The sequence below is a fragment of the Pseudomonas sp. DTU_2021_1001937_2_SI_NGA_ILE_001 genome, assembly GCF_032463525.1.
Lineage (GTDB): Bacteria > Pseudomonadota > Gammaproteobacteria > Pseudomonadales > Pseudomonadaceae > Aquipseudomonas.
The window spans coordinates 2,324,014-2,346,727 of record NZ_CP135971.1 but is presented as its reverse complement, the minus strand read 5'-3'; the positions used below and the strand labels follow the sequence as shown (position 1 = coordinate 2,346,727).

The following is a 22,714-nucleotide window of genomic DNA, read 5'->3' as shown; positions in this document are numbered from 1 at the left end:
CCGAGGCAGTTCAACGCACCCTCTGTGGATAACCCTGTGAACACTTTGTGCATCCACGGGGGCAAAAGGCGGTGCAGGCCGCAACCCTGTTGGGCTGGACCGTTCGTCACCGTTTTTTTTCGGAGGGTATCGGCGGTTGGGCATGTTTCGAAGGGCGCGCACCCTATCACAAAAATCGTCTCGCACAAGGGGCTGTCACGCGGCTGCGGCAATGCGCCCGCAGGGCAGCTGGCACTGGGGCAAGCCCGGTGGCGTTGCTACACTCGCCACAGGAGAGAACGGAGGCGATCCATGAGTGAGCAATCCTGGCGTGTCTTGATCGTGGAGGACGACCAGCGCCTGGCTGAGCTGACCCGCGACTACCTGATGGCTAACGGCCTTCAGGTGAGCCTGGAAGGCGATGGCGCCCTCGCGGCCGGGCGCATCCTCGATGAATGCCCCGACCTGGTGATACTCGACTTGATGCTGCCCGGCGAAGACGGCCTGAGCATCTGCCGGCGGGTGCGTCCTGTCTACACCGGGCCGATACTCATGCTCACCGCCCGCACTGACGATAGCGACCAGGTGCAGGGGCTGGACACCGGCGCCGACGACTTCGTCTGCAAGCCGGTACACCCCAGGGTGCTGCTGGCGCGCATCCATGCCCTGTTGCGCCGCAGCGAGCCGCTGGCGGCCAGCGCAGCGAGCCATCTGGAGTTCGGCGCGCTGCGGGTCGACAACGCCCTGCGTGAAGCGTGGCTGCAAGGCCGCACCATCGAGCTGACCGGTGCCGAGTTCGACTTGCTGTGGCTGCTGGTGAGCAACGCCGGGCGGGTGCTGTCGCGCGAAGAAATCTTCACCGCCCTGCGCGGCGTGGGTTACGACGGCCAGGACCGCTCCATCGACGTACGCATTTCGCGCATTCGCCCACGCATTGGCGATGACCCGGAACAACCCCGGCTGATCAAGACCGTGCGCAACAAGGGCTACCTGTTCGTGCCCGAGGCCGCACGCCAGCTGCACGGCCTGGCCCGCGCATGAACGCCATCTTCCTGCGTATCTATGGCGGCGTGCTGGCAGTGCTGGTGCTGGTCGCGCTGCTCGGTGTGCTGTCGTTGCACTGGCTCAACCAGCAGCGCGGCGAGCAGTACCGTGAGCGCCTGGCGCATGGCACCTTCACCCTGATGGGCGATAACCTGGCCAGCATGAACGGCATCCAGCGCCAGCGCGCCCTGGCGATCTGGGAACGCCTGCTGGGCATTCCGCTGAGCCTGCTCGATGCCGAGCAGGCGGGGCTGGACAGCGGCGCGCGCAGCCGCCTGCAGCGCGGCCAGGTGCTGGTGGAGCAGACCGGCCCGCACGCGGCGCGGGTGTTCCGCCAGCTGAGCGTCAGCGAGCCGTTGCTGCTTACCGGGGAGGTGCAGCAGATTACCGAGCAACTGGCTCGCGCCACCCTTTACCTGCTGATCGACGAACTGGTGCGCGCCCCGGCGGACGAGCAGCCGGCGCGCCTGCAGGCCTTGAAGCGCGACAAGGGCTTCGGCTTCGACCTCAAGTTGCTGGCCCTGGACCAGGCCGACCTCGACGACGACCAGCGCCGCCGCATCTATGAAGGCGATACGGTGATGGCCCTGGGCAAGGGCGGCGACTCGATCCGCGTGCTGTCCGGCATCGTCGATACCCATTGGGTCCTGGAACTGGGCCCGCTGTATCAGTTGCGACCTTACCCGCCCGAGGCCCTGGTGATCATCGCCTTGCTGGGCCTGTGTTTCATCGGTGTGGTGGTCTATCGCCTGGTGCGCAGGCTGGAGCGGCGGGTGCAGGCCCTGGAAGCCGCCGCCACGCAGATCGCCCAGGGCAGTCTGCAGACGCGGGTGCCCAGCGGCGGCAACGATTCGGTGGGGCGCCTGGCCACTGCCTTCAACAGCATGGCCGAGCATCTGCAGCGTTCGCTGACCATTCAGCGTGAGCTGGTGCGCGCGGTGTCGCACGAGCTGCGTACACCGGTGGCGCGGCTGCGCTTCGGCCTGGAGATGATTCAGGACGCGGACAACGAAGCGGCCCGCCGTCGTTACATTCTGGGCATGGACAACGACATCCAGGACCTCGACAAGCTGGTCGACGAGATGCTCACTTACGCGCGCCTGGAGCAGGGTACGCCGAACCTGGATTTCCAGCGGGTCGACCTCGACGCGATGATCGACCAGGTGATCGCCGAGCTGGCACCGTTGCGCCCGCTGGTGCGCCTGCTGCGCGGCTCGTCAGGCGGCGAGGACGGCGCCTCGGCGTGCTGGGTCGAAGCCGAGCCACGCTATTTGCGGCGCGCCATCCAGAACCTGGTAAGCAATGCCATGCGCCATGCTGAGTCCCAGGTCAGCATCAGTTACCGGGTCGAGGATGGGCGTTGCCGGCTGGATGTCGAGGATGATGGCCCTGGCGTACCGGAAGCCGCCTGGGAGCGGATCTTCACGCCGTTCATGCGCCTGGATGACAGCCGTACGCGGGCTTCGGGCGGGCATGGCCTGGGCTTGTCCATCGTGCGACGGATCATCAACTGGCATCAGGGCCGTGCGCTGATCGGCCGCAGCGAGCGCCTGGGCGGCGCACGCTTCAGCCTGGCCTGGCCGCGGGTGCAGGCCGTCGAGAAGGTCGAGCCTTGAGCGGCGTTTCGCTGGAAGTCGAACTGCACGGGTTCGGCTGTCGGGTGCTGGGCGAGGGCCATGGTCGGGCACTGACCGCGCTTTCGGCGCTGGTGCGTGACGAATCGCTGGAAGCCTTGCTGCTGCAGCTCTATGGTGCGCAACTGATGCCGGCGCAGCGCCCGGTGCTGGTGTCGCAATGGGCCAAGTACCTGTTTGGACTGTTGATTACGCCGGTGCTGGTGGCGATCCTCACCCGCGACTGGCACTGGCCACTGCGCCTCGACCAGTTGGCTATCGCCGTGGACGAGCGCGGCCTACCCGATGGCCTGCTGTTTGTCGAAGCAGGCAGCCGCCGGGTCACGAACGCAGACGAACCGTTGCAGGCCTTCGATGCGCTGCTGGACGACCTGCTGACCCCGCTGATTACCCGGCTCGGTGTTTACGGCGAACTGCCGCGTGCGGTGTTGTGGAGCAGTGCCGGCGAAGCGCTGGACGCCTGCCTGCGGTGCCTGGAGACCTCCTTGGCAGAGCGCGGGCGACCGCTGCTGGAACAGGCCCGGCGCAGCGATGGCCGACGCAATCCGCTGTACCGCAGCGTCGTGTATGTACCGCGCTACCAGCGGCGGGCCTGCTGCCTGAGCCATCGCGTGGCCTGGGTAGGGCGTTGCGAGCACTGCCCGCTGCCGATTGAAGCCCTAGCGAAGCTGTAAGACCGGCTTGGACCGGGACGCTTTTCGCCGCCTGCGCCACGTTCACCGCTTGGTCAGCCCGCCACCGCCACCAGGCTCAGCAGGTGCTCATCATGCAGGGCGAACTGACCTTGCAGGCGTTTGCCGTGGTGCCACTCCGGGGAAAGGTCGCAGAGCAGTTGCAGCTCGACCTGGCCATCGGCGGACCAGCTCAGCACTTGCGCATCTTCGAAATAGAAACGCTTGCCGACGATGGGGTAGAGGGCCTTGAACAGGGCTTCCTTGACGGAAAAGGTCAGGGTCACGCCCAGTGCAGCCTGGTCGCCGCTCAGGGCATGCAGGCGCTGCAGCTCATCGGCGGTGAGAATTTCTCCGGCCAGACGCAGGGCGCGTTCTTCGGGCAACAGGGTTTCGGCGTCCAGGCCCAGGCCACGCCAGGTTCCGGACTGGGCGACGATGGCTGCGGCCCAGCCGGTGCTGTGGGTGATCGAACCACACAGACCGGCCGGCCAGACCGGCGCACGATCGTCGCCGATGGCCGGTACGTACAGGCGTCCGTCAAGCCGGTGCAGGGCTTCACGGGCGCACAGCCGCCCGGCGAGAAATTCCGCCTGGCGCTTGGCCACTGAACGCTGGATGCTGGGCGGTGGGGTGATGCCGCTGCGCGCCCAGTCGTCGGGGGTGAGCTGGGCGGGGTCGAAATGGCCACTTATTAATACCACCCCTTTAAGTGGTGTCGGCAGTGGCCAGTGATGCTGGAGTTCGGGGCAGCAGGCGGGAAGAGGGGCTGTGAAGGTCATGGCGAGCTGTCTGGCGTGGGCAGGGGAGCGGTCGGCGCCGCTCCCCGTGCAGGGTTAACCGAAGATCTTCTTGAAGAAGGCTTGCATGTCGGCCCACGAACTCTGGTCGGCGGCCTTGTTGTAGCCGATGTCCGGGCCACCGTGTTCGCCATGGCTCAGGCGGTCGGCGTCGGGGTTGGTGAAGCCGTGCTTGGCGCCTTCGATGCTGACGAACTTGTAGTCGGCCTTGGCGGCATCCATTTCCTGCTTGAAGGCTTCCACGTCCTTGGCGGTGACCATGCTGTCGGCGGCGCCGTGTTCGACCAGCATCGGCACCTTGATACCTGGCTTGGCCGGGCTCTGGGTCGCCAGGGCGCCGTGGAAGCTGACCACGCCGGCCAGCGGTTCACCGCGACGCGCCGCGTCGAGTACGACCTTGCCGCCGAAGCAGTAGCCGATGGCGGCGATTTTCGCCGGGTCGGTCTGCGCCTGCTTCTTCAGCTCCTGCAGGCCGGCGTCGAAGCGCTTGTTGGAGGCGTCGCTGTCTTTCAGTGCCGCTTGCATGAACGTCAGGGCGTCCTTGGGGTGCTCGGTGTTCTTGCCTTCACCGTACATGTCGATGGCCATGGCGGCGTAGCCCAGTTCGGCCAGGTCGCGTGCGCGACGCTTGGCGTAATCGTTCAGGCCCCACCATTCATGGACCACCAGCACGCCGGGGCGCTTGCCGCTGATCGCATCGTCATACGCGTAGTAAGCCACCAGCGGGGTGCCGTCGGCGCTCTTGTAGTTGATCTGCTCGGTCTTCACCGCGGCCTGGGCCATGCCGGCCAGGCCCATCAGGGTCAATGCAATCCAGACACGCATGTGCAATTCCTTTGTACGAGAGGGGGGGAAAACACGCCAAAGCCTATACGATTTGCCGGCTGGCGTGTGCGGCGAGTGTTCAGTCGGGGTTCAGCGCCTGGGCATTACTGTGGATCCAAGGATGTCCAGGCCATGGCTCGTGGCGGCACAAGACCGCTATGATGCAGCCTATGGATCGGGCGCTTGCCTGGCGGTCTGCGGACCGCCGTCATTAGTCCTGAGGATGCGCGGGCATCCGGGAGAGCTGCATGAAGTTGTTGGTGGTCGAGGATGAGGCGCTGCTGCGCCATCACTTGCGTACGCGCTTGAGCGAGGCCGGGCATGTGGTCGAGGCGGTGGCCAACGCCGAAGAGGCCCTGTACCAGGTGGGGCAGTTCAACCACGACTTGGCGATCATCGACCTGGGCCTGCCGGGCCTGAGCGGGCTGGAGCTGATCCGCCAACTGCGCAATCTGGGCAAGGCGTTCCCGATCCTGATCCTCACCGCCCGTGGCAACTGGCAGGACAAGGTCGAGGGGCTGGCCGCCGGTGCCGATGACTACGTGGTCAAGCCGTTCCAGTTCGAAGAGCTCGAGGCGCGGCTCAATGCGTTGCTGCGGCGTTCCAGTGGTTTCATCCAGTCGACCATCACTGCCGGCCCGCTGCTGCTGGATCTGAACCGCAAGCAGGCGGCGCTGGAAGAACAGCCGCTGCCGCTGACCGCCTATGAATACCGCATTCTTGAATACCTCATGCTGCATCATCAGCAAGTGGTGCCCAAAGAGCGCCTGATGGAGCAGCTGTACCCCGACGATGACGAGCGTGATCCGAACGTCATCGAGGTGCTGGTCGGTCGCCTGCGCCGCAAGCTGGATACCGCCGCCGCCTTCAAACCCATCGAAACCGTGCGAGGCATGGGCTACCTGTTCACTGAGCGCTGTACATGATTCGTTCGCTGCGCCTGCGGCTGATGCTCGGCGCCGCCACCCTGGCGGTGATCTTCATGTTGCTGATGCTGCCGGCCTTGCAGAGCGCCTTCAGCCTGGCGCTGCGTGGTGCCATCGAGCAGCGCCTGGCCGCCGACGTGACCACCATGATTTCCGCTGCTCGGGTCGAGAATGGCGGCCTGTTGATGCCATCGCTGCTGCCCGGCGAGCAGTTCAACCTGCCCGGCAGCCGCCTGCATGGCTACATCTTCAACCGTGACGGGCAACTGGTGTGGCGTTCGCTGGCCAGTGAGGGCGAGGAACTCGACTACCGCCCGGTGTACGACGGCCAGGGCAGCAAGTTCACCAAGGTCAAGGCCGACAACGGCGACCAGTTCTTCGTCTATGACGTAGAGATCCGCCTGTTGGGCGGGCGCAATGCCGCGTTCAGCATCGTCGCCGTGCAACCCTTGCATGGTTACCAGGAAACCGTCGGGCAACTGCGCAAGAAGCTCTACCTCGGCTTTGGTGCGGCACTGACGGTGCTGCTCGGCTTGCTGTGGCTGGGACTGACCTGGGGCCTGCGGGCGCTCAAGGGGCTCAGCCAGGAGCTGGACCAGGTCGAGGCCGGCGAGCGTGAAAGTCTCAGCGAGAACCACCCCAGTGAGCTGTTGCGTCTCACCGACTCGCTCAACCGCCTGTTGCGCAGCGAGCGTGAGCAGCGTATCCGCTACCGTGATTCGCTGGGTGACCTGGCGCACAGCCTCAAGACTCCGCTGACCGTGTTGCAAGGTGTCAGCGAGAACATCGCCAAGCGCCCGGAGGACGTCGAGCAGGCCCGCGTGCTGCAATCGCAGATCGAACGCATGAGCCAGCAGATTGGCTACCAGTTGCAACGCGCCAGCCTGCGCAAGAGCGGCCTGGTGCGCCATTACGTGACCCTGCGCCCGGTGGTCGAAAGCCTGTGCAGCACGCTGCAGAAGGTGTACCGCGACAAATCGGTCAAGGTCAGCCTGGAGGTACCGGAAGACAGCCAGGTGCCCATGGAAGAAGCGGCACTGATGGAAATGCTCGGCAACCTGCTGGAGAACGCCTACCGGCTGTGCCTGGGTGAAGTACGGGTGAGCTTCGTCAGCCACCCGGAAGGAGACGAGTTGTGCGTCGAAGACGATGGGCCGGGCGTACCCGCCAGCCAGCGGGCGCGGATTCTGGAACGTGGCGAACGGCTCGATCGGCAGAATCCGGGGCAGGGCATCGGCCTGGCGGTGGTCAAGGACATCATCGAAAGCTACGGCGCGCGCCTGACGCTGGACGAGTCGCCGCTGGGCGGTGCGCTGTTCCGTATTCATTTCATGGCCGAGTGAACGGCCCGCGACGTGCGTGGGTCAATGGCGTCTTCCCCGATGCCCTACCGGCGATAATCCGCCATTGAGTCCCCGGCGGGCGCTTGTCGACGTTTGCACGCCCGCGCACCCGCCAGTCCTTTCCTGTCAGGGTGGCCATTCTTAGGCCATTAGTGGGCGGATACCCGCCACTTTCCTCCGGTGCACGCACTGAAGAGGCGGAAATCCGCCACCTGTGGGTTTCGCGAAACCCTGCTGTCAAGGCTGTGAGCCTTGTAGTACAAGGCTTTCAAGCAGTCAGGCAAAGCCTGGCATGCGGGTTGCTACGTATCTGGCAGAGGCCTGCGCCGCGCAGCTCGACACAACAAATCCCTCCAGTGCAGGAGGGTTAGCGCTTATAGGCAACACCTACGCTGGAACTGCATGGGTGAAGCTCTTGAGGATAACTACAATGACGACTCGTCAGCCTATCTACAAATCCCTGTACTTCCAGGTCATCGTGGCCATCGTGATCGGTATCCTGATCGGTCACTTCTATCCGCAGACCGGTGAAGCCCTGAAGCCCCTGGGCGACGGCTTCATCAAGCTGATCAAAATGGTCATCGCCCCCATCATCTTCTGTACCGTCGTCAGTGGCATCGCCGGCATGCAGAACATGAAGTCGATCGGCAAGACCGGCGGTTACGCGCTGCTGTACTTCGAAATCGTTTCCACCCTCGCGCTGATCATTGGCCTGATCGTGGTCAACGTCGTCCAGCCTGGCGTGGGTATGAACATCGACCCGGCCACCCTCGACGCCTCGAAGATCGCTGCCTATGTCACGGCCAGTAAGGACCAGAGCGTCATTGGCTTCATCCTCAACGTGATCCCGAACACCATCGTCGGTGCCTTCGCCAACGGCGACATCCTGCAGGTGCTGATGTTCTCGGTGATCTTCGGCTTCGCCCTGCATCGCCTGGGCGCCTACGGCCGTCCGGTGCTGGACTTCATCGATCGCTTCGCCCATGTGATGTTCAACATCATCAACATGATCATGAAGCTGGCTCCTATCGGTGCCTTCGGTGCCATGGCCTTCACCATCGGCAAGTACGGCGTGGGCACCCTGGTGCAGCTCGGCCAGCTGATGATCTGCTTCTACATCACCTGCTTCCTGTTCGTGATGCTGGTACTGGGCGCCATCTGCCGTGCGCACGGTTTCACCATCTCCAAGGTGATCCGCTACATTCGTGAAGAGCTGCTGATCGTCCTGGGTACTTCCTCTTCGGAATCGGCCCTGCCACGCATGCTGATCAAGATGGAACGCCTGGGTGCCAACAAGTCGGTGGTGGGTCTGGTCATTCCGACCGGCTACTCCTTCAACCTTGACGGTACTTCGATCTACCTGACCATGGCGGCGGTGTTCATTGCCCAGGCCACCAACACCCATATGGACATCACCCACCAGATCACTCTGCTGCTGGTGCTGCTGCTGTCCTCCAAGGGGGCTGCCGGTGTCACCGGTAGCGGCTTCATCGTCCTGGCAGCCACCCTGTCGGCGGTGGGTCACCTGCCGGTGGCCGGCCTGGCGCTGATCCTGGGTATCGACCGCTTCATGTCTGAAGCCCGCGCCCTGACCAACCTGGTCGGCAACGCCGTGGCTACCCTGGTGGTCGCCAAGTGGGTGGGCGAGCTGGACAACGACAAGCTGCAGGCCGAGCTGGCCTCCGGTGGTTCGGCGCTGGTCGACCCGCGTCCGGCAGACGACCTGGGTGTCGCTGAAGGTGCCGCGCCTGCCAGCCTGAGCAAGCCAAACGTCTGATTACGCCTCGGACATGAAAAAGCCCATCTTCGGATGGGCTTTTTCGTTTCTGGCGCTTCGCTGGCCTGTCATTCGATACGGGTTTCGCCACTGAACACCAGGGTCTGCCGACAGCGTCGGCACAGGTAGCGACGGCCTTGGGCAACCAGGCGATGGCGCTGTGCGGTGAACGGAAAGTCGCTTTCCGGGCAAGGGCAGCGGTAGATGTAGCGGGTCACCAGGCGGCGCTGCACGGCATAGCTGTGGCAGCGGTTGGGGGGCAGGTCGTAGACCCCGCGCATGATCAACTGCCATTCCTCGCCGTGGGGCTGGATATGGCTGCCGAACAGTTGGTGAGCGATCAGGTGAGCCACCTCGTGGGGGACGGTCTGGCGCAGGAAGTCGTCGCGGTTCTCACGGTACAGCTGCGGATTGAAGCGCAGCATGTTCTCGTGCAGGTGCGCGACACCGGCCTTCTGGCCGCGCAGCTTGAAGCTCACCTGCGGGCGCTTGAAGGGGCGTTTGAAAAAGGCTTCGGCTTGTTGGTAACAGGTTTCGACGCGGGACTTCAGTAACTCGGGCATGCGTGACAACTCTCCAGTGGCGCCCAGTATGCCGCAAGGCAGGCGGCGGTCGGAAACCCGCCCGCCCACTGGTCGTCGCGGCGTCGCTTCAGGCGATGTACTGCGGGCCGGCCCCCAGGCCCCAGAGCACCACGGTAAAGGCCATGATCGCCACCAGGACCACCAGCCCCACCGAGAGCACCGCACTGGCGAACATGAAGCCTTCCTCGGGCGGGACCCTCATGAACGTCGGCAGGCCGGTGTACAGCAGGTACACCGTGTAGGCGATGGCCGCCGTCCCGGCCAGCATGCCCAGCCACAGGTGCGGATAGAGCGCCGCCAGGCCGCCGATGAACAAGGGTGTCGCGGTGTAAGTGGCAAAGGCGACGCAGCGCGCCAGGGTGGGATTGGCATCGTAGGTGCGCGCCATCCAGTGGATGAACCCGCCCATCACCGCGACCCCGGCGAGCATGGTCAGGTACGACAGCAAGGCCATCGTCAGCGCGCTACCCGGGGTCAGCAGCACCGCCGGGCGGTCGTCGATGACCCAGCCGACCTGCGTGGTGCCGATGAACGCACAGATCGGCGGGATGGCCGCCAGCACCAGGGTATGGGTCAGGTACAGGTGGCCGATGCTCTCGTCTTCCTGGCCGATGGCCCGCCATTCGCGTTGCGGATGGGTGAACAGGCCCCAGACATGATTGATCACGGTATCTCTCCTCACCGGCGCACCTTTTGGCCACCGATCGTCGGGTCACAGACTCCATTGGCAAGTATAGAAAGCGCGGCAATGCCCCGGAGCAAAGGCTTAGAGCGTTTGGCAATCGGTCGTCAGACGCTAATAGCCGGCACCAAGCGTAGCGGCATGTTCAATGATGCGAAGGTTGTGCGTAAAATGTCGGCCCTTTCAGCGGCGCGGCGGCCAATTCCAGCCTGCGCTGCCATGTTGTCGAACCTTGCAGCGGAAACCACCAGCATCATGGGCACTCTTTCAGTCAATCAGAACAAACTGCAGAAACGCCTGCGTCGGCTGGCCGGCGAAGCCGTCGCCGACTACAACATGATCGAGGACGGCGACAAGGTCATGGTCTGTCTGTCCGGTGGCAAGGACAGCTACACCATGCTCGACGTGCTGATGCACCTGCAGAAGGTCGCGCCGATCAAGTTCGACATCGTGGCGGTGAACATGGACCAGAAGCAGCCGGGTTTCCCCGAGCACGTGCTGCCGGCTTACCTTGAGACCCTGGGCGTCGAGTACCACATCGTCGAGAAAGACACCTACTCGGTGGTCAAGGAGCTGGTTCCGGAAGGCAAGACCACCTGTTCGCTGTGCTCGCGCCTGCGCCGTGGCACCCTGTACACCTTCGCTGACGAAATCGGCGCCACCAAGATGGCCCTGGGTCATCACCGCGATGACATCGTCGAGACCTTCTTCCTCAACATGTTCTTCAACGCCTCGCTCAAGGCCATGCCGCCCAAGCTGCGCTCCGACGACGGGCGCAACGTGGTGATCCGCCCTCTGGCGTACTGCCATGAGAAGGACATCCAGGCCTATTCGAACTTCAAGCAGTTCCCGATCATCCCCTGCAACCTGTGCGGCTCACAGGAGAACCTGCAGCGCCAGGTGGTCAAGGAGATGCTTCAGGAGTGGGAGCGCAAGACCCCGGGCCGGGTCGAGAACATTTTCCGCGCCCTGCAGAATGTCCAACCGTCGCAGCTGGCCGATCGCAATCTGTTCGACTTCGCCAGCCTGCGCATGGACGAAAGCGCAGCGTCGCGCTTCGTCAACGTGGTCAACCTGTGATTCAGTGATTCACCGTGTAGGCCAGCATCGCCGATAGCTGGCACAGTGGCCGGCCGCTCTGCGCCTGCCACTGGTTGAACGCGGCCTGCACGATGGCCTGGTCGCGCTTGCTGGTCGGCACCTTGTCGATGATGTCCTGGGCGCGCAAGGCGGCCACCACGTCATTGCTCGGCACGAAGGTGTCCTTGCCGATCATGCGCAGGAAGCGCGGCGCGGACAGCCCGCCCATCTGGCTGCCGTGCTTGCCCAGGTATTGCCACAGGCCGGTGATGTCGTCCGTCGGCCACTGGGCGATGAAGCGCCCGAAGCTGCCATGTTCACGGGCGATGTCGAGAATCAGCTGGGCATTGCGCGGCACGCTCTTGAGCTTGCCCAGGTGACGGATGATGCGCGTGTCCTGCATCAGCCGCTCCAGGTGGTCGGCGCCCATCAATACGACCTTTTCCGGATCGAAACCAAAGAACACCTGCTCGAAGGCCGGCCACTTGGCGTCCACCAGGCTGTGCTTTAGTCCGGCGCGGAACACCCGTAGCGCCAGGGTGGACAGGTAGCGGTCATCGCCGAGGGCCTCCAGCTGCTGCGCGGTGCGCGGCACCGGCAACTGCGCCTCCAGGGCCTTGGCCGAACCGAAACGGTTCAGGCAGTACTCGTTGAGCCATTGGTAATCGAGCATCGGAACTCCAGGTCAGGGTTTGCACTGCAGGGCTGTCGGGTCGTACAACGGACGGGCAGGGTGGCATCAGCCGATGAAGCCTTCCCGGCCAAAGCCGGTCCTGCAGGGGGCGGGATCCAGCCCTGTCAGGCACGACTTCGACCAGGCGCTGTGCTCAGGCGGATTGGCCTGACAACGCCACGGCGATTTTCGCCAGGCGCTGGCCCAGTGCGCGGCACAGCTCGGTCTCGTGCTTGTCCAGTGGGCGTTTGCCGTCCTGGCCGGCATGGTGACTGGCGCCATAGGGGGTGCCGCCGCCAGTGGTGTCCAGCAGGGCCGACTCGCTGTAGGGCAGGCCGGTGATCAGCATGCCGTGGTGCAGCAGCGGCAGCAGCATGGACATCAGCGTGGTCTCCTGGCCGCCGTGCAGGCTGGCGGTGGAGGTGAACACTGCCGCAGGTTTGCCCACCAGGGCACCGGTCAGCCACAGGTTGCTGGTGCCGTCCAGGAAGTACTTGAGCGGTGCGGCCATGTTGCCAAAGCGCGTCGGGCTGCCCAGGGCCAGCCCCGAGCAATGCCTGAGGTCGTCGAGGGTGGCGTAGGGCGCGCCGCTTTCCGGTACATCCGGTGCACTGGCCTCGCAGTCGGCGGACACTGCCGGTACGGTGCGCAGCCGCGCTTCCATGCCGCCCATCTCGATGCCACGGGCGATCTGCCGGGCCATCTCGCTGGTCGAGCCGTTGCGGCTGTAGAACAGCACCAGAACGTAGGGCGTGGTCACGGCAGCAGCTCCAGCAGGTTTTCGGTGGGGCGACCAATCGCCGCACGTTCACCGGCGACCAGGATCGGCCGCTCGATGAGTTTGGGATGGGCAACCATGGCGGCGATCAGTTGCTCGTCGCTCAGCGCCGGGTCGGCCAGGTTCAGGTCCTTGTATTCGTCTTCGCCGCTACGCAGCAGCTGGCGCGGGGCGATGCCCAGTTTGCCGAGCAGGCTGCGCAACTGGGCGGCGTCCGGCGGGGTCTGCAGGTACAGCACCACCTGCGCGTGCAGGCCGCGGGATTCGAGCAGTTCCAGGGCCGCCCGGGATTTCGAGCAGCGCGGGTTGTGATACAGGGTCAGATCGGTCATTTCAGGTCGCATCTTGTCCAGGGTGGCGCGTATTCTACCCGCGCCATGGTACTGATCGACATAATCGGTGCCGATTGGTTGCATCGAGTGTCATATGCACAGTTCAGAGCGATAGAAGGAAACACAGATGGCAAGGCGATTGGCGGCGGTGGTAGCGCTGGTGGGCAGTATGCTGCTCAGCGGCTGTGGCGTAGACCTGGGCACTGACCAGAATGGCCAGAAGGTTGCCAGCGAGCGCATCGACAAACACTGGCTGGTCATCAATTACTGGGCCGAATGGTGCGGCCCTTGCCGGGTGGAGATTCCCGAGCTGAATCAGTTGGCCGAACAGGTGAAGGATCAGAACGTCACGGTGCTGGGAGTCAACTTCGACAACCTGCAGGGTGATGAGCTGAAGAAGGCCGCCGAGACCTTGGGTATCCGATTCACCGTGCTGGCCCAGGACCCGGCTGAGCGTTACGACCTGCCTACCGCGGAAGCCTTGCCGGTGACCTACATCATCGATGACAAGGGCAAGATGCGTGAGCAGTTGCTGGGCGAACAGACCGCCGCCGGCGTTACTGCCCGCCTCAAGGCGTTGCGTGGGGAAGGCTAGTCAGTCTGCCCGCCAGCCTTTTCGCGGCTGAAGCCGTTGCTACCGGGTAATGCGGTGGGAGAAGCATCGCTCCGGCTCTAGCCGCAGTACTGGCAAGTCAAGGCATCCGGGCTTTTGTTGGAGCGAGCTTGCTCGCGAAAAGTCCGGTGAAGCCAGCGAATCTGCTGGAAGCTTGAGGCAGCGATCGCGAGCAAGCTCCAACAAGGTCCGATTACGACCAGCTGACCCGTGTTGGTGTCAGCCGGAGTATTTTCCTCTGGCCCGTCAAGGCCAGAAACGCAGCGGCTTGTCCTCGGCTGGCCACAGGCGCAACTGGCCCATCGGCGAGATATCCCAGCGCTGGATCTTGGGCAGGGTGTCGATGAAGCGCTGCTCCTGTTCCATCAAGGCTTCCACGCACAGCTTGCGGGTGCGACCGACCGGCCCGAAGGTGATCGACTGCTCCTGCAGGGTGTAGCTGGCGAACCAGTGGTTGCACCCGGCATTGCCATAGGCGCGGCCATCGGCGCCCAGGGTCATGGTCATGCCGCTGCGGTCCACCAGGGGGCGCTCACCGATCCATTCCAGCGCATAGCTGTGCTCATGTTCGATGCGTGGCGCCTCGCTGGCGCAGGCGGCCAGCAGCAATGCGCCGGCCAGGAGGATCAGCCCTACAGGTTTCATTGCGGTTGCACCTGGCACTGGCGGCACACATGGCGGTCGCCGTCGGTTTTCCAGCCCAGCTCGGCGATGCGTGCGACGGCGGCAGGTTTCTGCGCTTTGGCGCCCAGCTTGCTTTCCACCGAGAACTCGAACTTCAACTCGGCGTTGCAGCTGTCGCACTGCACGCTCCATTCATGGATCGCCAGCTCATCGAACACCGGGCCATTGGCCACTGCGACCCACTGCCCTGGCGGGTTGATCAGGTGGCGGACCTTTTCCACGGTGAGGCGCATGTAGAGGCTCTTGCTGCCCTTGAGCGTGACCAGCAGCTGGTCGCCGCCCTGGATCGACCCGCCGTTGCCGGTCACCTGGTAGCGGCCCGGCGCCAGGGTGCGGCACTCGGTGAGGGTGTGTTGAGGGTTGAGCATGCTGTAGCGGAAATCGTGTTCGATCATGGGTCCTCCAAAATGCGGCGGCATCTTAGCATGTCGTCGACCCTCGGGCTCGCCGCCGGACACCTGGCGGCGAGTCAGTCTCAGGCCGATACCCGGGCTTCGGCAGCCAGGCGGGCGATGGCCTTGTCCAGTTCGTCCAGTGCTTCGTCGGCATGCGGGTCGTCCTGCTTGAGCAGGGTCTCGGCACGCTGACAGGCGGCCCGCAATTGCGGCACACCGCAATAGCGGGTGGCACCGTGCAAGCGATGGATGCGCTCGATGAGCGCCTGGATGTCGGTGATCGAGCGGGCTGCGCGAATCGCCTCGCGATCGGCATCCAGCGAAGCCAGGAGCATGGCCAGCATGTCGGCGGCCAGGTCAGCCTTGCCAGCGGCCAGGCGCAGCCCTTCTTCGGGGTCGAGCACCAGCGGGCCCAAGTGAACGACGTCGTTGTCGACCTGGGCTTCCGGGGTGGGCGCGCGCAGCGCCAGCCCGGTCCACTTGAGTACCACCTGGGCCAGCTGGCGCTCGCTGATCGGTTTGGTCAGGTAGTCGTCCATGCCGCTTTGCAGCAGCGAGCGCTTTTCATTGGCCATGGCGTGGGCAGTCAGAGCGACCACCGGCAACGCGCTGCTCTGCCGCTCGGCTTCCAGCTCGCGGATCGCCTCGGTGGCCTGGCGGCCATCCATGCCGGGCATCTGCACGTCCATCAGCACCATGTCGAAGCGCTCGTGCTGGACCGCCTGCACGGCGGCATAGCCGCTCTCCACCGCGAGTACGTTGGCGCCCATGTCCTCGAGCAGGGTCTGCACCAGCAGCAGGTTCGCCGGGTTGTCGTCCACGCAGAGGATGCGCGGTGCCCGGCTGGGCTGGGGCAGGGCGCTTTCGGTGCGCACATGGCGCGGCTGGATCAGGTCGGTCAGCGCCCGGCGCAGCTTGCGGTCGCAGGCCGGCTTGGCCTGCAGCTGGGTGTAGACATCCGGCACCGAGACCTGGAACAGCGACTGTTCGATGGTCGGGCACAGCACCAGCACCTTGCAGCCGAGATTTTCCAGGTCCCAGATGGACTGGCGCAGGCGTTCGGGCGGAATCTCGCAACTGGTCACGCCGATCACCGCCAGCTCGATGGCCGTGGGGCTCTGGTGCGCAGCCGTAACGCCATTGATCAGGGTTTCCAGGTTCTTGAACACCAGCGGCTCCAGGCCGCAGTCCTCCAGCTGATGCTCCAGGGCCTGGCGCGCCAGTTCGTGGCGTTCCATGATCGCCACACGCACCCCTTGCAACGGCTGTACGACCGGGTCCTCGGAGTCGTCGCGGGCCTTGGGCAGCTTCAGGCTGATCCAGAACTCCGAGCCCACCCCCGGCGTGCTCTCCACGCCGATCTCGCCGCCCATCTGTTCGATCAGACGCTTGGAAATCACCAGCCCCAGACCCGTACCGCCAGGCTGCCGGGACAGCGAATTGTCGGCCTGGCTGAAGGCCTGGAACAGGGCGCGCAGGTCCTCGCTGGACAGGCCCACGCCGGTGTCCTGCACGCTGATGCGCAGGTGCGCACTGTCGTCGGTCTCTTCCTCGACCATGGCGCGAGCGACGATGGTGCCCTCCCGGGTGAACTTGATGGCATTGCTGACCAGGTTGGTGAGGATCTGCTTCAGGCGCAGCGGGTCGCCGCTCAGCGCCACCGGGGTGTCGCGGTAGACCAGGCTGACCAGTTCCAGGTGCTTGGCATGCGCAGCCGGGGCGAGGATGGTCAGGGTGTCCTGCAGCAGGTCGCGCAGGTTGAACGGAATGTCGTCGAGCACCAGCTTGCCGGCCTCGATCTTCGAGAAGTCGAGGATTTCGTTGATGATGTTCAGCAGGCTGTCGGCGGACTTCTCGATGGTATTGAGGTAGTCGACCTGCCGCGGCGTCAGCTCGCTTTTCTGCAGCAGGTGGGTGAAGCCGACGATGCCGTTGAGCGGGGTACGGATTTCGTGGCTCATGTTGGCGAGGAATTCCGACTTGATGCGGCTGGCTTCCAGGGCCTCCTTGCGGGCCAGGTCCAGTTCGATGTTCTGGATCTCGATGGTTTCAAGGTTCTGGCGCACGTCTTCGGTGGCCTGGTCGATGCTCTGCTGCAGTTCTTCCTGGGCATGCTGCAGGGTCGAGGCCATGCGGTTGATGCCCGAAGCCAGTTCATCGAGTTCCTGGCTGCCCAACGGCGGCAGGCGGGTTTCCAGATGGCCTTCCTTGAGCTGGCTGACCGCCTGCTTGATGCGGCTCAACGGCTCGTTGATGCTGCGGCTCATGCGCAGCGCCAGGATCGCGGTGATACCCAGCCCCGAGAGGATCAGCAGCAGGCTGGCGAACAGGCTGCGATAGCCACGCAGCAGGGTGCCATTGTGCGAGATTTCCATTTCCACCCAGCCCAGTAGGCGGTCGGCCTCTTCGGGCACGATGGGGCTAGTGAGGTGCCGCTGGCTGCCGAACACCGGCAGCAGGTAACGGGTGGCGTCGCTGCCGGTGCTGTTGAGCAGTTGCGTGCCCTGGCCGGTGGGTGCCGGGTTGAGCATGCTGGGGCCCGCGTGGGCCAGGACGTTGCGGTCGGCATCCAGGAAGGTCACCGCGCGCACGTCGGTTTCTTCCAGGCACTGGGTGGCGATGCGGTTGAGGATGCTCTTGTCCTTGTGGCCCAGCGCCGGGGCCGCGAGGGGCACCAATTGGCGGGTGATCATCTCGCCGCGCACCAGCAACTGGTTCTGCAATTCGTACAGTTGCATCCAGGTGAAATAGCCGCCCAGCACCATGGCCATCAGGCTGGTGGGCAGAATGGTCAGCAGCAGAACCCGGCTCTTGATTCCCAGCTTGGTCAGCACATGCGTTCTCCAGCGCTCCGGGCATTCCGGAAGGTCATGTTCGTGCCGCACGCCGAGGGTCGCGGACCGGCGGCACAGGGCAGTGTAGCCATTGAATGGCAGGCATATTACATGCCTGGCCGCTTGGCAGTCGCATCTGTGGACGGCGCGGCAACCACCGGTCGCATGGCCGGCGGCAGCCTGCCTGCCGCCGACCCTCGCCGGGTGGCGGGACAGCGGGGGCCAGAGCGGACGCGTCGTGGAAAGGGCGGAGGTCGTTATGCCGTTTGGTGATAAGCGCCTCACTTTGCGTGATATGGGCTTTGGGCGTTTGCCGGTATGATAGGCGGCCCCCGCAGTCTGGATTGCGAAAGACGCCATGACCCTGCCGTATCAAACCATTGCCGATTGCGTCGGCAACACCCCGCTGGTGCGCCTGCAGCGCCTCGGCGGCGAGACCAGCAATACCCTCCTGGTGAAGCTCGAAGGCAACAACCCGGCCGGTTCGGTGAAAGACCGCCCGGCGCTGTCGATGATCACCCGCGCCGAGCTGCGTGGCCAGATCCAACCGGGCGACACCCTGATCGAAGCCACCTCCGGCAACACCGGTATCGCCCTGGCCATGGCTGCTGCCATCAAGGGCTACCGAATGATCCTGATCATGCCCGACAACTCCAGTGCCGAGCGCAAGGCGGCGATGACGGCCTATGGCGCCGAGCTGATCCTGGTCAGCAAGGACGAAGGCATGGAAGGCGCTCGTGATCTGGCCGAGCGCATGCAGGCCGAAGGCCGCGGCAAGGTGCTGGACCAGTTCGCCAATGGCGACAACCCCGAGGCGCACTACGCCGGGACCGGCCCGGAAATCTGGCGGCAGACCGGCGGCACCATCACCCATTTCGTCAGCTCGATGGGCACCACCGGTACCATCATGGGCAATTCGCGCTACCTCAAGGAGCAGAATCCCAACGTGCAGATCGTCGGCCTGCAGCCGATGGAAGGCGCGGCCATTCCGGGTATCCGTCGCTGGCCTGAAGAGTACCTGCCGAGCATCTACCAGGCTTCGCGGGTCGACCGGATCATCGACATGGGGCAGGCCGAGGCCGAGGACGTCATGCGCCGCCTGGCCCGTGAAGAAGGCATCTTCTGCGGCGTGTCCTCTGGCGGCTCGGTGGCCGGCATGCTGCGCCTGAGCCGCGAGGTAGAGAACGCCGTGATCGTCGCCATCATCTGTGACCGCGGCGACCGCTACCTGTCGACCGGCGTCTTCGACGCGCCCAACTGATGGCCCGTCAGCAACGAGGGCTGCGTTTTCAGCCCGCTGGTGGAGTCAAGAGTGCCCAGCTGCCGACCGGCAAGAAACAGCGCCTGGTCGTCGAGCGACTGGCCAATGACGGCCGTGGCATCGCCTTCGCCGAGGGCAAGACCTGGTTCGTGGCCGGCAGCCTGGCCGGTGAAGAAGTCGAGGCGCGGGTGCTGGGCGCGCGCGGCAAGGTGGTCGAGGCGCGCACCGAAAGGGTGCTGAGTGCCAGCGCCGCGCGCCGTGCCCCGGCCTGCGAATACTTCGGCCGCTGTGGCGGCTGCAGCGTGCAGCACATGCCTCACGACCAGCAGCTGGCGTTCAAGCAGGCCATGCTTGCCGAACAGTTGCAGCGCGTGGCCAGCGTGGAACCCGAACAATGGGCCGCTCCGCTGGTCGGCAGCGAGCTGGCCTACCGCCGTCGTGCACGGGTCGCCGTGCGCTGGGACCCGAAGGCCCGCCAGCTGGACGTCGGCTTTCGCGCCGCCGCCAGCCAGGACATCGTCAATGTCCGCCACTGCCCGGTGCTGGTCGCCGAGCTGCAGCCGCTCATGGCGCAGCTGCCTGAATTGTTGCGCGGACTCGGCAAACCGCAGGCAGTCGGTCATGTCGAGCTGTTCAGTGGCAGCGCCCTGGCGCTGCTGGTGCGACACACCGCGCCATTGTCCGACGCTGACCTGCAAATTCTTCACGATTTTTGCACGCGCAACCGCGTACAACTCTGGTTGCAAGGCGAGGGTGAACCTCGGCCGGCCGATCCGGTCCATGCCCTGGGTTATCGCCTGGAGCCCTGGAATCTGCGACTGGCCTGGCGGCCGGGGGATTTCATCCAGGTCAATGCCCAGGTCAACGAGGCGATGATTCGCCAGGCCCTGGAGTGGCTGGCGCCACAGTCGGGCGAGCGGGTCATGGACCTGTTCTGCGGGCTGGGCAACTTCGCCCTGCCGCTGGCCGCACAGAGCGGCGAGGTGGTGGCGGTGGAAGGCGTGCAGGCGATGGTCGAGCGTGCGGCGCTCAATGCCCGGGACAACGGCCTGGAGAACGTGCAGTTCTTCCAGGCTGACCTTTCCCGGCCATTGACGCAGGCTGACTGGTCTGTAAAAGGATTTTCTGCGGTACTCTTGGACCCGCCGCGTGATGGCGCCTTCGAGGTGGTTCGGCAGATCGGCCAGTCCGGCGCCCGGCGGTTGCTGTATGTATCCTGCAACCCCGCCACGCTGGCGCGTGACACCCTTGAGCTGGTCAACCAGGGTTACCGCTTGAAACGAGCCGGGATTCTCGACATGTTTCCTCAGACGGCGCATGTCGAGGCTATGGCGTTATTTGAAATGAAAGAATGAGTGAGTGGGTGGCGGTTCAGTGGAACGAACCGGCTGCCGACAGGGAATCTCGTTTAATCAGACCGGCCCGCGAATGCCGGTACTTGCTAGCCCTGCAAGTGGCATTCGCATCAAAAGGCCGGCGACTTTCGGCGCCATTCATCGCGCCGTAGGGAAGGTAAGCAGCATGGTACAGGTGAGAGCACACCAGCCGGTCAACACCGACGGCAGTATCAACCTCGACGCTTGGCTCGACCATATCGTCAGCGTCGACCTGATTCTCGATCGTCAGGCCATGAAAGAGGCCTGCGAATTTGCCAGACAGGCCGAGGCGCAAAGCAACACCCGGCGCAACGACTGGGCCGATGGTACTTCCACGTTCCAGACCGGCCTGGAGATCGCCGAGATCCTCGCCGACCTCAAGCTCGACCAGGATTCGCTGATCGCTGCGGTCATCTACCGCGGCGTGCGCGAGGGGCTGATTCCCCTGCCCCAGGTCGAGGAGCGCTTCGGCGCCACCGTCGCCAAGCTCATCGAGGGCGTGCAGCGCATGGCGGCCATCAGCGCCAGCCTCAGCCCGCGCCAGTCGTTGGTGCTGGGCAGCCAGACGCAGGTCGAGAACCTGCGCAAGATGCTGGTGGCCATGGTCGACGACGTCCGCGTCGCGCTGATCAAGCTGGCCGAACGCACCTGCGCGATTCGTGCGGTGAAGAACGCCGATGAGGAAAAACGCAACCGCGTCGCCCGCGAAGTCTTCGACATCTACGCCCCCCTGGCCCATCGCCTGGGTATCGGCCACATCAAGTGGGAACTGGAAGACCTGTCGTTCCGCTATCTGGAGCCTGATCAGTACAAGCAGATCGCCAAGCTGCTGCACGAACGGCGCCTGGATCGCGAGCGTTTCATCACCGACGTGATGACCCAGCTCGACAACGAACTGCAGGCCACGGGCGTCAAGGCCGACATCAGCGGCCGGGCGAAACACATCTATTCCATCTGGCGCAAGATGCAGCGCAAGGGCTTGGCCTTCAGCCAGATCTACGACGTGCGCGCCGTGCGCGTGCTGGTGCCGGAAATGCGCGACTGCTACACCGCGCTCGGCATCGTGCACACCCTGTGGCGGCACATTCCCAAGGAGTTCGACGACTACATCGCCAACCCCAAGGAGAACGGCTACCGTTCCCTGCACACGGCGGTGATCGGCCCGGAGGGCAAGGTGCTGGAGGTGCAGATCCGTACCCACGCCATGCACGAGGAAGCCGAGCTGGGGGTCTGCGCGCACTGGCGCTACAAGGGCACCGACGTCAAGTCCAGCTCCAACCACTACGAAGAGAAGATCTCCTGGCTTCGCCAGGTGCTGGAGTGGCACGAAGAGCTGGGCGACATCGGCGGCCTGGCCGAGCAGTTGCGCGTCGATATCGAGCCCGACCGCGTCTACGTGTTCACTCCCGACGGCCACGCCATCGACCTGCCCAAGGGGGCCACGCCACTGGACTTCGCCTATCGCGTGCACACCGAGATCGGCCACAACTGCCGGGGCGCGAAGATCAACGGGCGCATCGTGCCGCTCAACTATAGCCTGCAAACCGGCGAGCAGGTGGAGATCATCACCAGCAAGCAGGGCACGCCGAGCCGCGACTGGCTGAATCCCAACCTGGGCTACATCACCACCTCGCGGGCGCGCGCCAAGATCGTCCACTGGTTCAAGCTGCAGGCTCGCGACCAGAACGTCGCTGCCGGGCGCAGCCTGCTGGAGCGTGAGCTGGCGCGCATGGCGCTGCTGCAGGTCGACTTCGAGAAGCTGGCCGAGAAGGCCAACTACAAGACCGGCGAAGACATGTTCGCCGCCCTGGGTGCCGGCGACCTGCGCCTGACCCAGCTGGTCAACCTCGCCCAGCAGCAGGTCGAACCCGAGCGCATGGATGCCGTGGAGCTGATCCCGCGCAAGGCCACTGGCTACAAGCCGGGCAAGCGTGGTGACATCCAGATCCAGGGCGTGGGCAACCTGTTGACCCAGATCGCCGGCTGCTGCCAGCCGGTGCCGGGCGATGCCATCGTCGGTTACATCACCCAGGGGCGCGGAGTCACCATTCACCGTCAGGACTGTGCCTCGGTATTGCAGCTGGGCGGCAAAGAGCCGGAGCGCATCATCCAGGTCAGTTGGGGGCCGGCGCCGGCGCTTACCTACCCGGTGGATATCCTCATCCGGGCCTACGACCGTTCGGGGCTGCTGCGTGACGTCACCCAGGTGCTGCTCAACGAGCGCATCAACGTGCTGGCGGTCAACACCCGCTCCAACAAGGAAGACAACACCGCACTGATGTCGCTGACCATCGAGATCCCCGGCCTCGACGCCCTGGGGCGCTTGCTGGGGCGGATTTCCCAGCTGCCCAACATCATCGAGACGCGGCGCAACAAGACGCCATGAACGACAGCTTCAAGGGGGCGGCGGATCGTAATCGGCT

At 64.6% G+C, this 22,714-nt stretch carries 22 protein-coding genes; 11 read left to right on the top strand and 11 right to left on the bottom strand.

Annotated elements, in window-relative coordinates; translation table 11 throughout:
* Positions 1-291: 291 nt before the first annotated feature.
* Genes RRX38_RS09950 through fhuF form a run of 3 tightly spaced genes read left to right on the top strand, consistent with a single transcriptional unit; the run spans position 292 to position 3,331 of the window.
* A complete protein-coding gene (locus RRX38_RS09950) occupies positions 292-1,020 on the top strand; it encodes a response regulator transcription factor (protein WP_295470825.1) in 729 nt (242 codons plus the stop codon).
* Entirely contained in the window at positions 1,017-2,639 is a 1,623-nt protein-coding gene (locus tag RRX38_RS09945; RefSeq protein ID WP_315962387.1) for an ATP-binding protein, read from the top strand. Before RRX38_RS09950 ends, RRX38_RS09945 begins: the two co-directional genes overlap by 4 nt.
* On the top strand, positions 2,636-3,331 hold the full coding sequence (gene fhuF, locus RRX38_RS09940; protein ID WP_315962386.1) for a siderophore-iron reductase FhuF: 696 nt from the start codon (positions 2,636-2,638) through the stop codon (positions 3,329-3,331). Before RRX38_RS09945 ends, fhuF begins: the two co-directional genes overlap by 4 nt.
* A 53-nt stretch (positions 3,332-3,384) precedes the next feature.
* On the opposite strand, the gene RRX38_RS09935 is transcribed toward fhuF, so the two are convergent.
* Both RRX38_RS09935 and RRX38_RS09930 read right to left on the bottom strand, forming a co-directional pair.
* Positions 3,385-4,110: a 4'-phosphopantetheinyl transferase gene (locus RRX38_RS09935; RefSeq protein ID WP_315962385.1), complete on the bottom strand. Its 726-nt coding sequence runs from the start codon at positions 4,108-4,110 to the stop codon at positions 3,385-3,387.
* 54 nt (positions 4,111-4,164) lie between these two features.
* Positions 4,165-4,953: a dienelactone hydrolase family protein gene (locus tag RRX38_RS09930; RefSeq protein ID WP_295470820.1), complete on the bottom strand. Its 789-nt coding sequence runs from the start codon at positions 4,951-4,953 to the stop codon at positions 4,165-4,167.
* Between the two features lie 248 nt (positions 4,954-5,201).
* Between RRX38_RS09930 and RRX38_RS09925 the strand changes: the two genes are divergently transcribed.
* The 3 genes from RRX38_RS09925 (at position 5,202) to RRX38_RS09915 (ending at position 8,999) form a co-directional block, all read left to right on the top strand.
* Complete coding sequence (locus RRX38_RS09925) at positions 5,202-5,879, top strand: response regulator (RefSeq protein WP_295470818.1); 678 nt, start codon at positions 5,202-5,204, stop codon at positions 5,877-5,879.
* Entirely contained in the window at positions 5,876-7,222 is a 1,347-nt protein-coding gene (locus RRX38_RS09920; RefSeq protein ID WP_315962384.1) for an ATP-binding protein, read from the top strand. The genes RRX38_RS09925 and RRX38_RS09920 overlap by 4 nt, the downstream gene beginning before the upstream one ends.
* A 430-nt stretch (positions 7,223-7,652) precedes the next feature.
* Positions 7,653-8,999: a dicarboxylate/amino acid:cation symporter gene (locus RRX38_RS09915; protein ID WP_315962383.1), complete on the top strand. Its 1,347-nt coding sequence runs from the start codon at positions 7,653-7,655 to the stop codon at positions 8,997-8,999.
* Between the two features lie 68 nt (positions 9,000-9,067).
* Here RRX38_RS09915 and RRX38_RS09910 read toward each other — a convergent pair whose 3' ends face one another.
* From RRX38_RS09910 to RRX38_RS09900, 3 genes are all read right to left on the bottom strand, one after another.
* Entirely contained in the window at positions 9,068-9,562 is a 495-nt protein-coding gene (locus RRX38_RS09910) for a SprT family zinc-dependent metalloprotease (protein WP_295470810.1), read from the bottom strand.
* Positions 9,563-9,650: 88 nt separating this feature from the next.
* The gene (locus tag RRX38_RS09905; protein ID WP_315962382.1) at positions 9,651-10,250 is read right to left on the bottom strand and encodes a Yip1 family protein; all 600 of its coding nucleotides are present in this window, start codon (positions 10,248-10,250) and stop codon (positions 9,651-9,653) included.
* A 122-nt stretch (positions 10,251-10,372) separates the two neighbouring features.
* Positions 10,373-10,522 (bottom strand): hypothetical protein, encoded by a 150-nt coding sequence (locus RRX38_RS09900; RefSeq protein ID WP_315962381.1) that lies wholly within the window; start codon positions 10,520-10,522, stop codon positions 10,373-10,375.
* Here RRX38_RS09900 and ttcA point away from each other — a divergent pair.
* Positions 10,521-11,345: a tRNA 2-thiocytidine(32) synthetase TtcA gene (gene ttcA, locus RRX38_RS09895; protein ID WP_295470805.1), complete on the top strand. Its 825-nt coding sequence runs from the start codon at positions 10,521-10,523 to the stop codon at positions 11,343-11,345. The two genes, RRX38_RS09900 and ttcA, sit on opposite strands and share 2 nt — an antisense overlap.
* A 1-nt stretch (position 11,346) precedes the next feature.
* Here the strand turns inward: ttcA and RRX38_RS09890 are convergent, their stop codons facing one another.
* The 3 genes from RRX38_RS09890 to arsC form a co-directional block, all read right to left on the bottom strand.
* A complete protein-coding gene (locus RRX38_RS09890; protein ID WP_315962380.1) occupies positions 11,347-12,018 on the bottom strand; it encodes a DNA-3-methyladenine glycosylase I in 672 nt (223 codons plus the stop codon).
* Between the two features lie 154 nt (positions 12,019-12,172).
* Positions 12,173-12,778: an NAD(P)H:quinone oxidoreductase gene (gene wrbA / locus RRX38_RS09885; RefSeq protein ID WP_295470801.1), complete on the bottom strand. Its 606-nt coding sequence runs from the start codon at positions 12,776-12,778 to the stop codon at positions 12,173-12,175.
* Positions 12,775-13,128 carry an arsenate reductase (glutaredoxin) gene (arsC, locus tag RRX38_RS09880; RefSeq protein ID WP_295470800.1) on the bottom strand — a complete coding sequence of 118 codons (354 nt, stop codon included), beginning with the start codon at positions 13,126-13,128 and terminating at the stop codon, positions 12,775-12,777. Before arsC ends, wrbA begins: the two co-directional genes overlap by 4 nt.
* 127 nt (positions 13,129-13,255) lie before the next feature.
* On the opposite strand from arsC, the gene RRX38_RS09875 reads away from it, so the two are divergent.
* Positions 13,256-13,723 (top strand): TlpA disulfide reductase family protein, encoded by a 468-nt coding sequence (locus tag RRX38_RS09875; protein ID WP_315962379.1) that lies wholly within the window; start codon positions 13,256-13,258, stop codon positions 13,721-13,723.
* 264 nt (positions 13,724-13,987) lie between these two features.
* On the opposite strand, the gene RRX38_RS09870 is transcribed toward RRX38_RS09875, so the two are convergent.
* The 3 genes from RRX38_RS09870 to RRX38_RS09860 form a co-directional block, all read right to left on the bottom strand.
* A complete protein-coding gene (locus tag RRX38_RS09870) occupies positions 13,988-14,386 on the bottom strand; it encodes an META domain-containing protein (protein ID WP_315962378.1) in 399 nt (132 codons plus the stop codon).
* Positions 14,383-14,820 carry a hypothetical protein gene (locus RRX38_RS09865; RefSeq protein ID WP_315962377.1) on the bottom strand — a complete coding sequence of 146 codons (438 nt, stop codon included), beginning with the start codon at positions 14,818-14,820 and terminating at the stop codon, positions 14,383-14,385. Before RRX38_RS09865 ends, RRX38_RS09870 begins: the two co-directional genes overlap by 4 nt.
* An 80-nt stretch (positions 14,821-14,900) precedes the next feature.
* A complete protein-coding gene (locus RRX38_RS09860) occupies positions 14,901-17,654 on the bottom strand; it encodes a response regulator (RefSeq protein ID WP_315962376.1) in 2,754 nt (917 codons plus the stop codon).
* 358 nt (positions 17,655-18,012) lie between these two features.
* Between RRX38_RS09860 and cysM the strand changes: the two genes are divergently transcribed.
* The 3 genes from cysM to relA all read left to right on the top strand — a co-directional run bounded on the left by cysM (position 18,013) and on the right by relA (position 22,677).
* A complete protein-coding gene (gene cysM, locus RRX38_RS09855) occupies positions 18,013-18,915 on the top strand; it encodes a cysteine synthase CysM (RefSeq protein WP_315962375.1) in 903 nt (300 codons plus the stop codon).
* Positions 18,915-20,270: a 23S rRNA (uracil(1939)-C(5))-methyltransferase RlmD gene (gene rlmD / locus RRX38_RS09850; RefSeq protein ID WP_315962374.1), complete on the top strand. Its 1,356-nt coding sequence runs from the start codon at positions 18,915-18,917 to the stop codon at positions 20,268-20,270. The genes cysM and rlmD overlap by 1 nt, the downstream gene beginning before the upstream one ends.
* A gap of 166 nt (positions 20,271-20,436) precedes the next feature.
* The gene (gene relA, locus RRX38_RS09845) at positions 20,437-22,677 is read left to right on the top strand and encodes a GTP diphosphokinase (RefSeq protein ID WP_295470789.1); all 2,241 of its coding nucleotides are present in this window, start codon (positions 20,437-20,439) and stop codon (positions 22,675-22,677) included.
* The last annotated feature ends 37 nt before the right edge of the window (positions 22,678-22,714 follow it).

Coding starts and splice junctions, on each gene's coding strand:
- RRX38_RS09900 (WP_315962381.1), bottom strand. CDS start 10,522: ATGATGCTGGTGGTTTCCGCTGCAAGGTTCGACAACATGGCAGCGCAG.
- RRX38_RS09930 (WP_295470820.1), bottom strand. CDS start 4,953: ATGCGTGTCTGGATTGCATTGACCCTGATGGGCCTGGCCGGCATGGCC.
- RRX38_RS09925 (WP_295470818.1), top strand. CDS start 5,202: ATGAAGTTGTTGGTGGTCGAGGATGAGGCGCTGCTGCGCCATCACTTG.
- RRX38_RS09865 (WP_315962377.1), bottom strand. CDS start 14,820: ATGATCGAACACGATTTCCGCTACAGCATGCTCAACCCTCAACACACC.
- RRX38_RS09935 (WP_315962385.1), bottom strand. CDS start 4,110: ATGACCTTCACAGCCCCTCTTCCCGCCTGCTGCCCCGAACTCCAGCAT.
- ttcA (WP_295470805.1), top strand. CDS start 10,521: ATGGGCACTCTTTCAGTCAATCAGAACAAACTGCAGAAACGCCTGCGT.
- RRX38_RS09875 (WP_315962379.1), top strand. CDS start 13,256: ATGGCAAGGCGATTGGCGGCGGTGGTAGCGCTGGTGGGCAGTATGCTG.
- RRX38_RS09910 (WP_295470810.1), bottom strand. CDS start 9,562: ATGCCCGAGTTACTGAAGTCCCGCGTCGAAACCTGTTACCAACAAGCC.
- rlmD (WP_315962374.1), top strand. CDS start 18,915: ATGGCCCGTCAGCAACGAGGGCTGCGTTTTCAGCCCGCTGGTGGAGTC.
- RRX38_RS09915 (WP_315962383.1), top strand. CDS start 7,653: ATGACGACTCGTCAGCCTATCTACAAATCCCTGTACTTCCAGGTCATC.
- arsC (WP_295470800.1), bottom strand. CDS start 13,128: ATGACCGATCTGACCCTGTATCACAACCCGCGCTGCTCGAAATCCCGG.
- RRX38_RS09870 (WP_315962378.1), bottom strand. CDS start 14,386: ATGAAACCTGTAGGGCTGATCCTCCTGGCCGGCGCATTGCTGCTGGCC.
- RRX38_RS09950 (WP_295470825.1), top strand. CDS start 292: ATGAGTGAGCAATCCTGGCGTGTCTTGATCGTGGAGGACGACCAGCGC.
- RRX38_RS09920 (WP_315962384.1), top strand. CDS start 5,876: ATGATTCGTTCGCTGCGCCTGCGGCTGATGCTCGGCGCCGCCACCCTG.
- RRX38_RS09945 (WP_315962387.1), top strand. CDS start 1,017: ATGAACGCCATCTTCCTGCGTATCTATGGCGGCGTGCTGGCAGTGCTG.
- RRX38_RS09890 (WP_315962380.1), bottom strand. CDS start 12,018: ATGCTCGATTACCAATGGCTCAACGAGTACTGCCTGAACCGTTTCGGT.
- cysM (WP_315962375.1), top strand. CDS start 18,013: ATGACCCTGCCGTATCAAACCATTGCCGATTGCGTCGGCAACACCCCG.
- relA (WP_295470789.1), top strand. CDS start 20,437: ATGGTACAGGTGAGAGCACACCAGCCGGTCAACACCGACGGCAGTATC.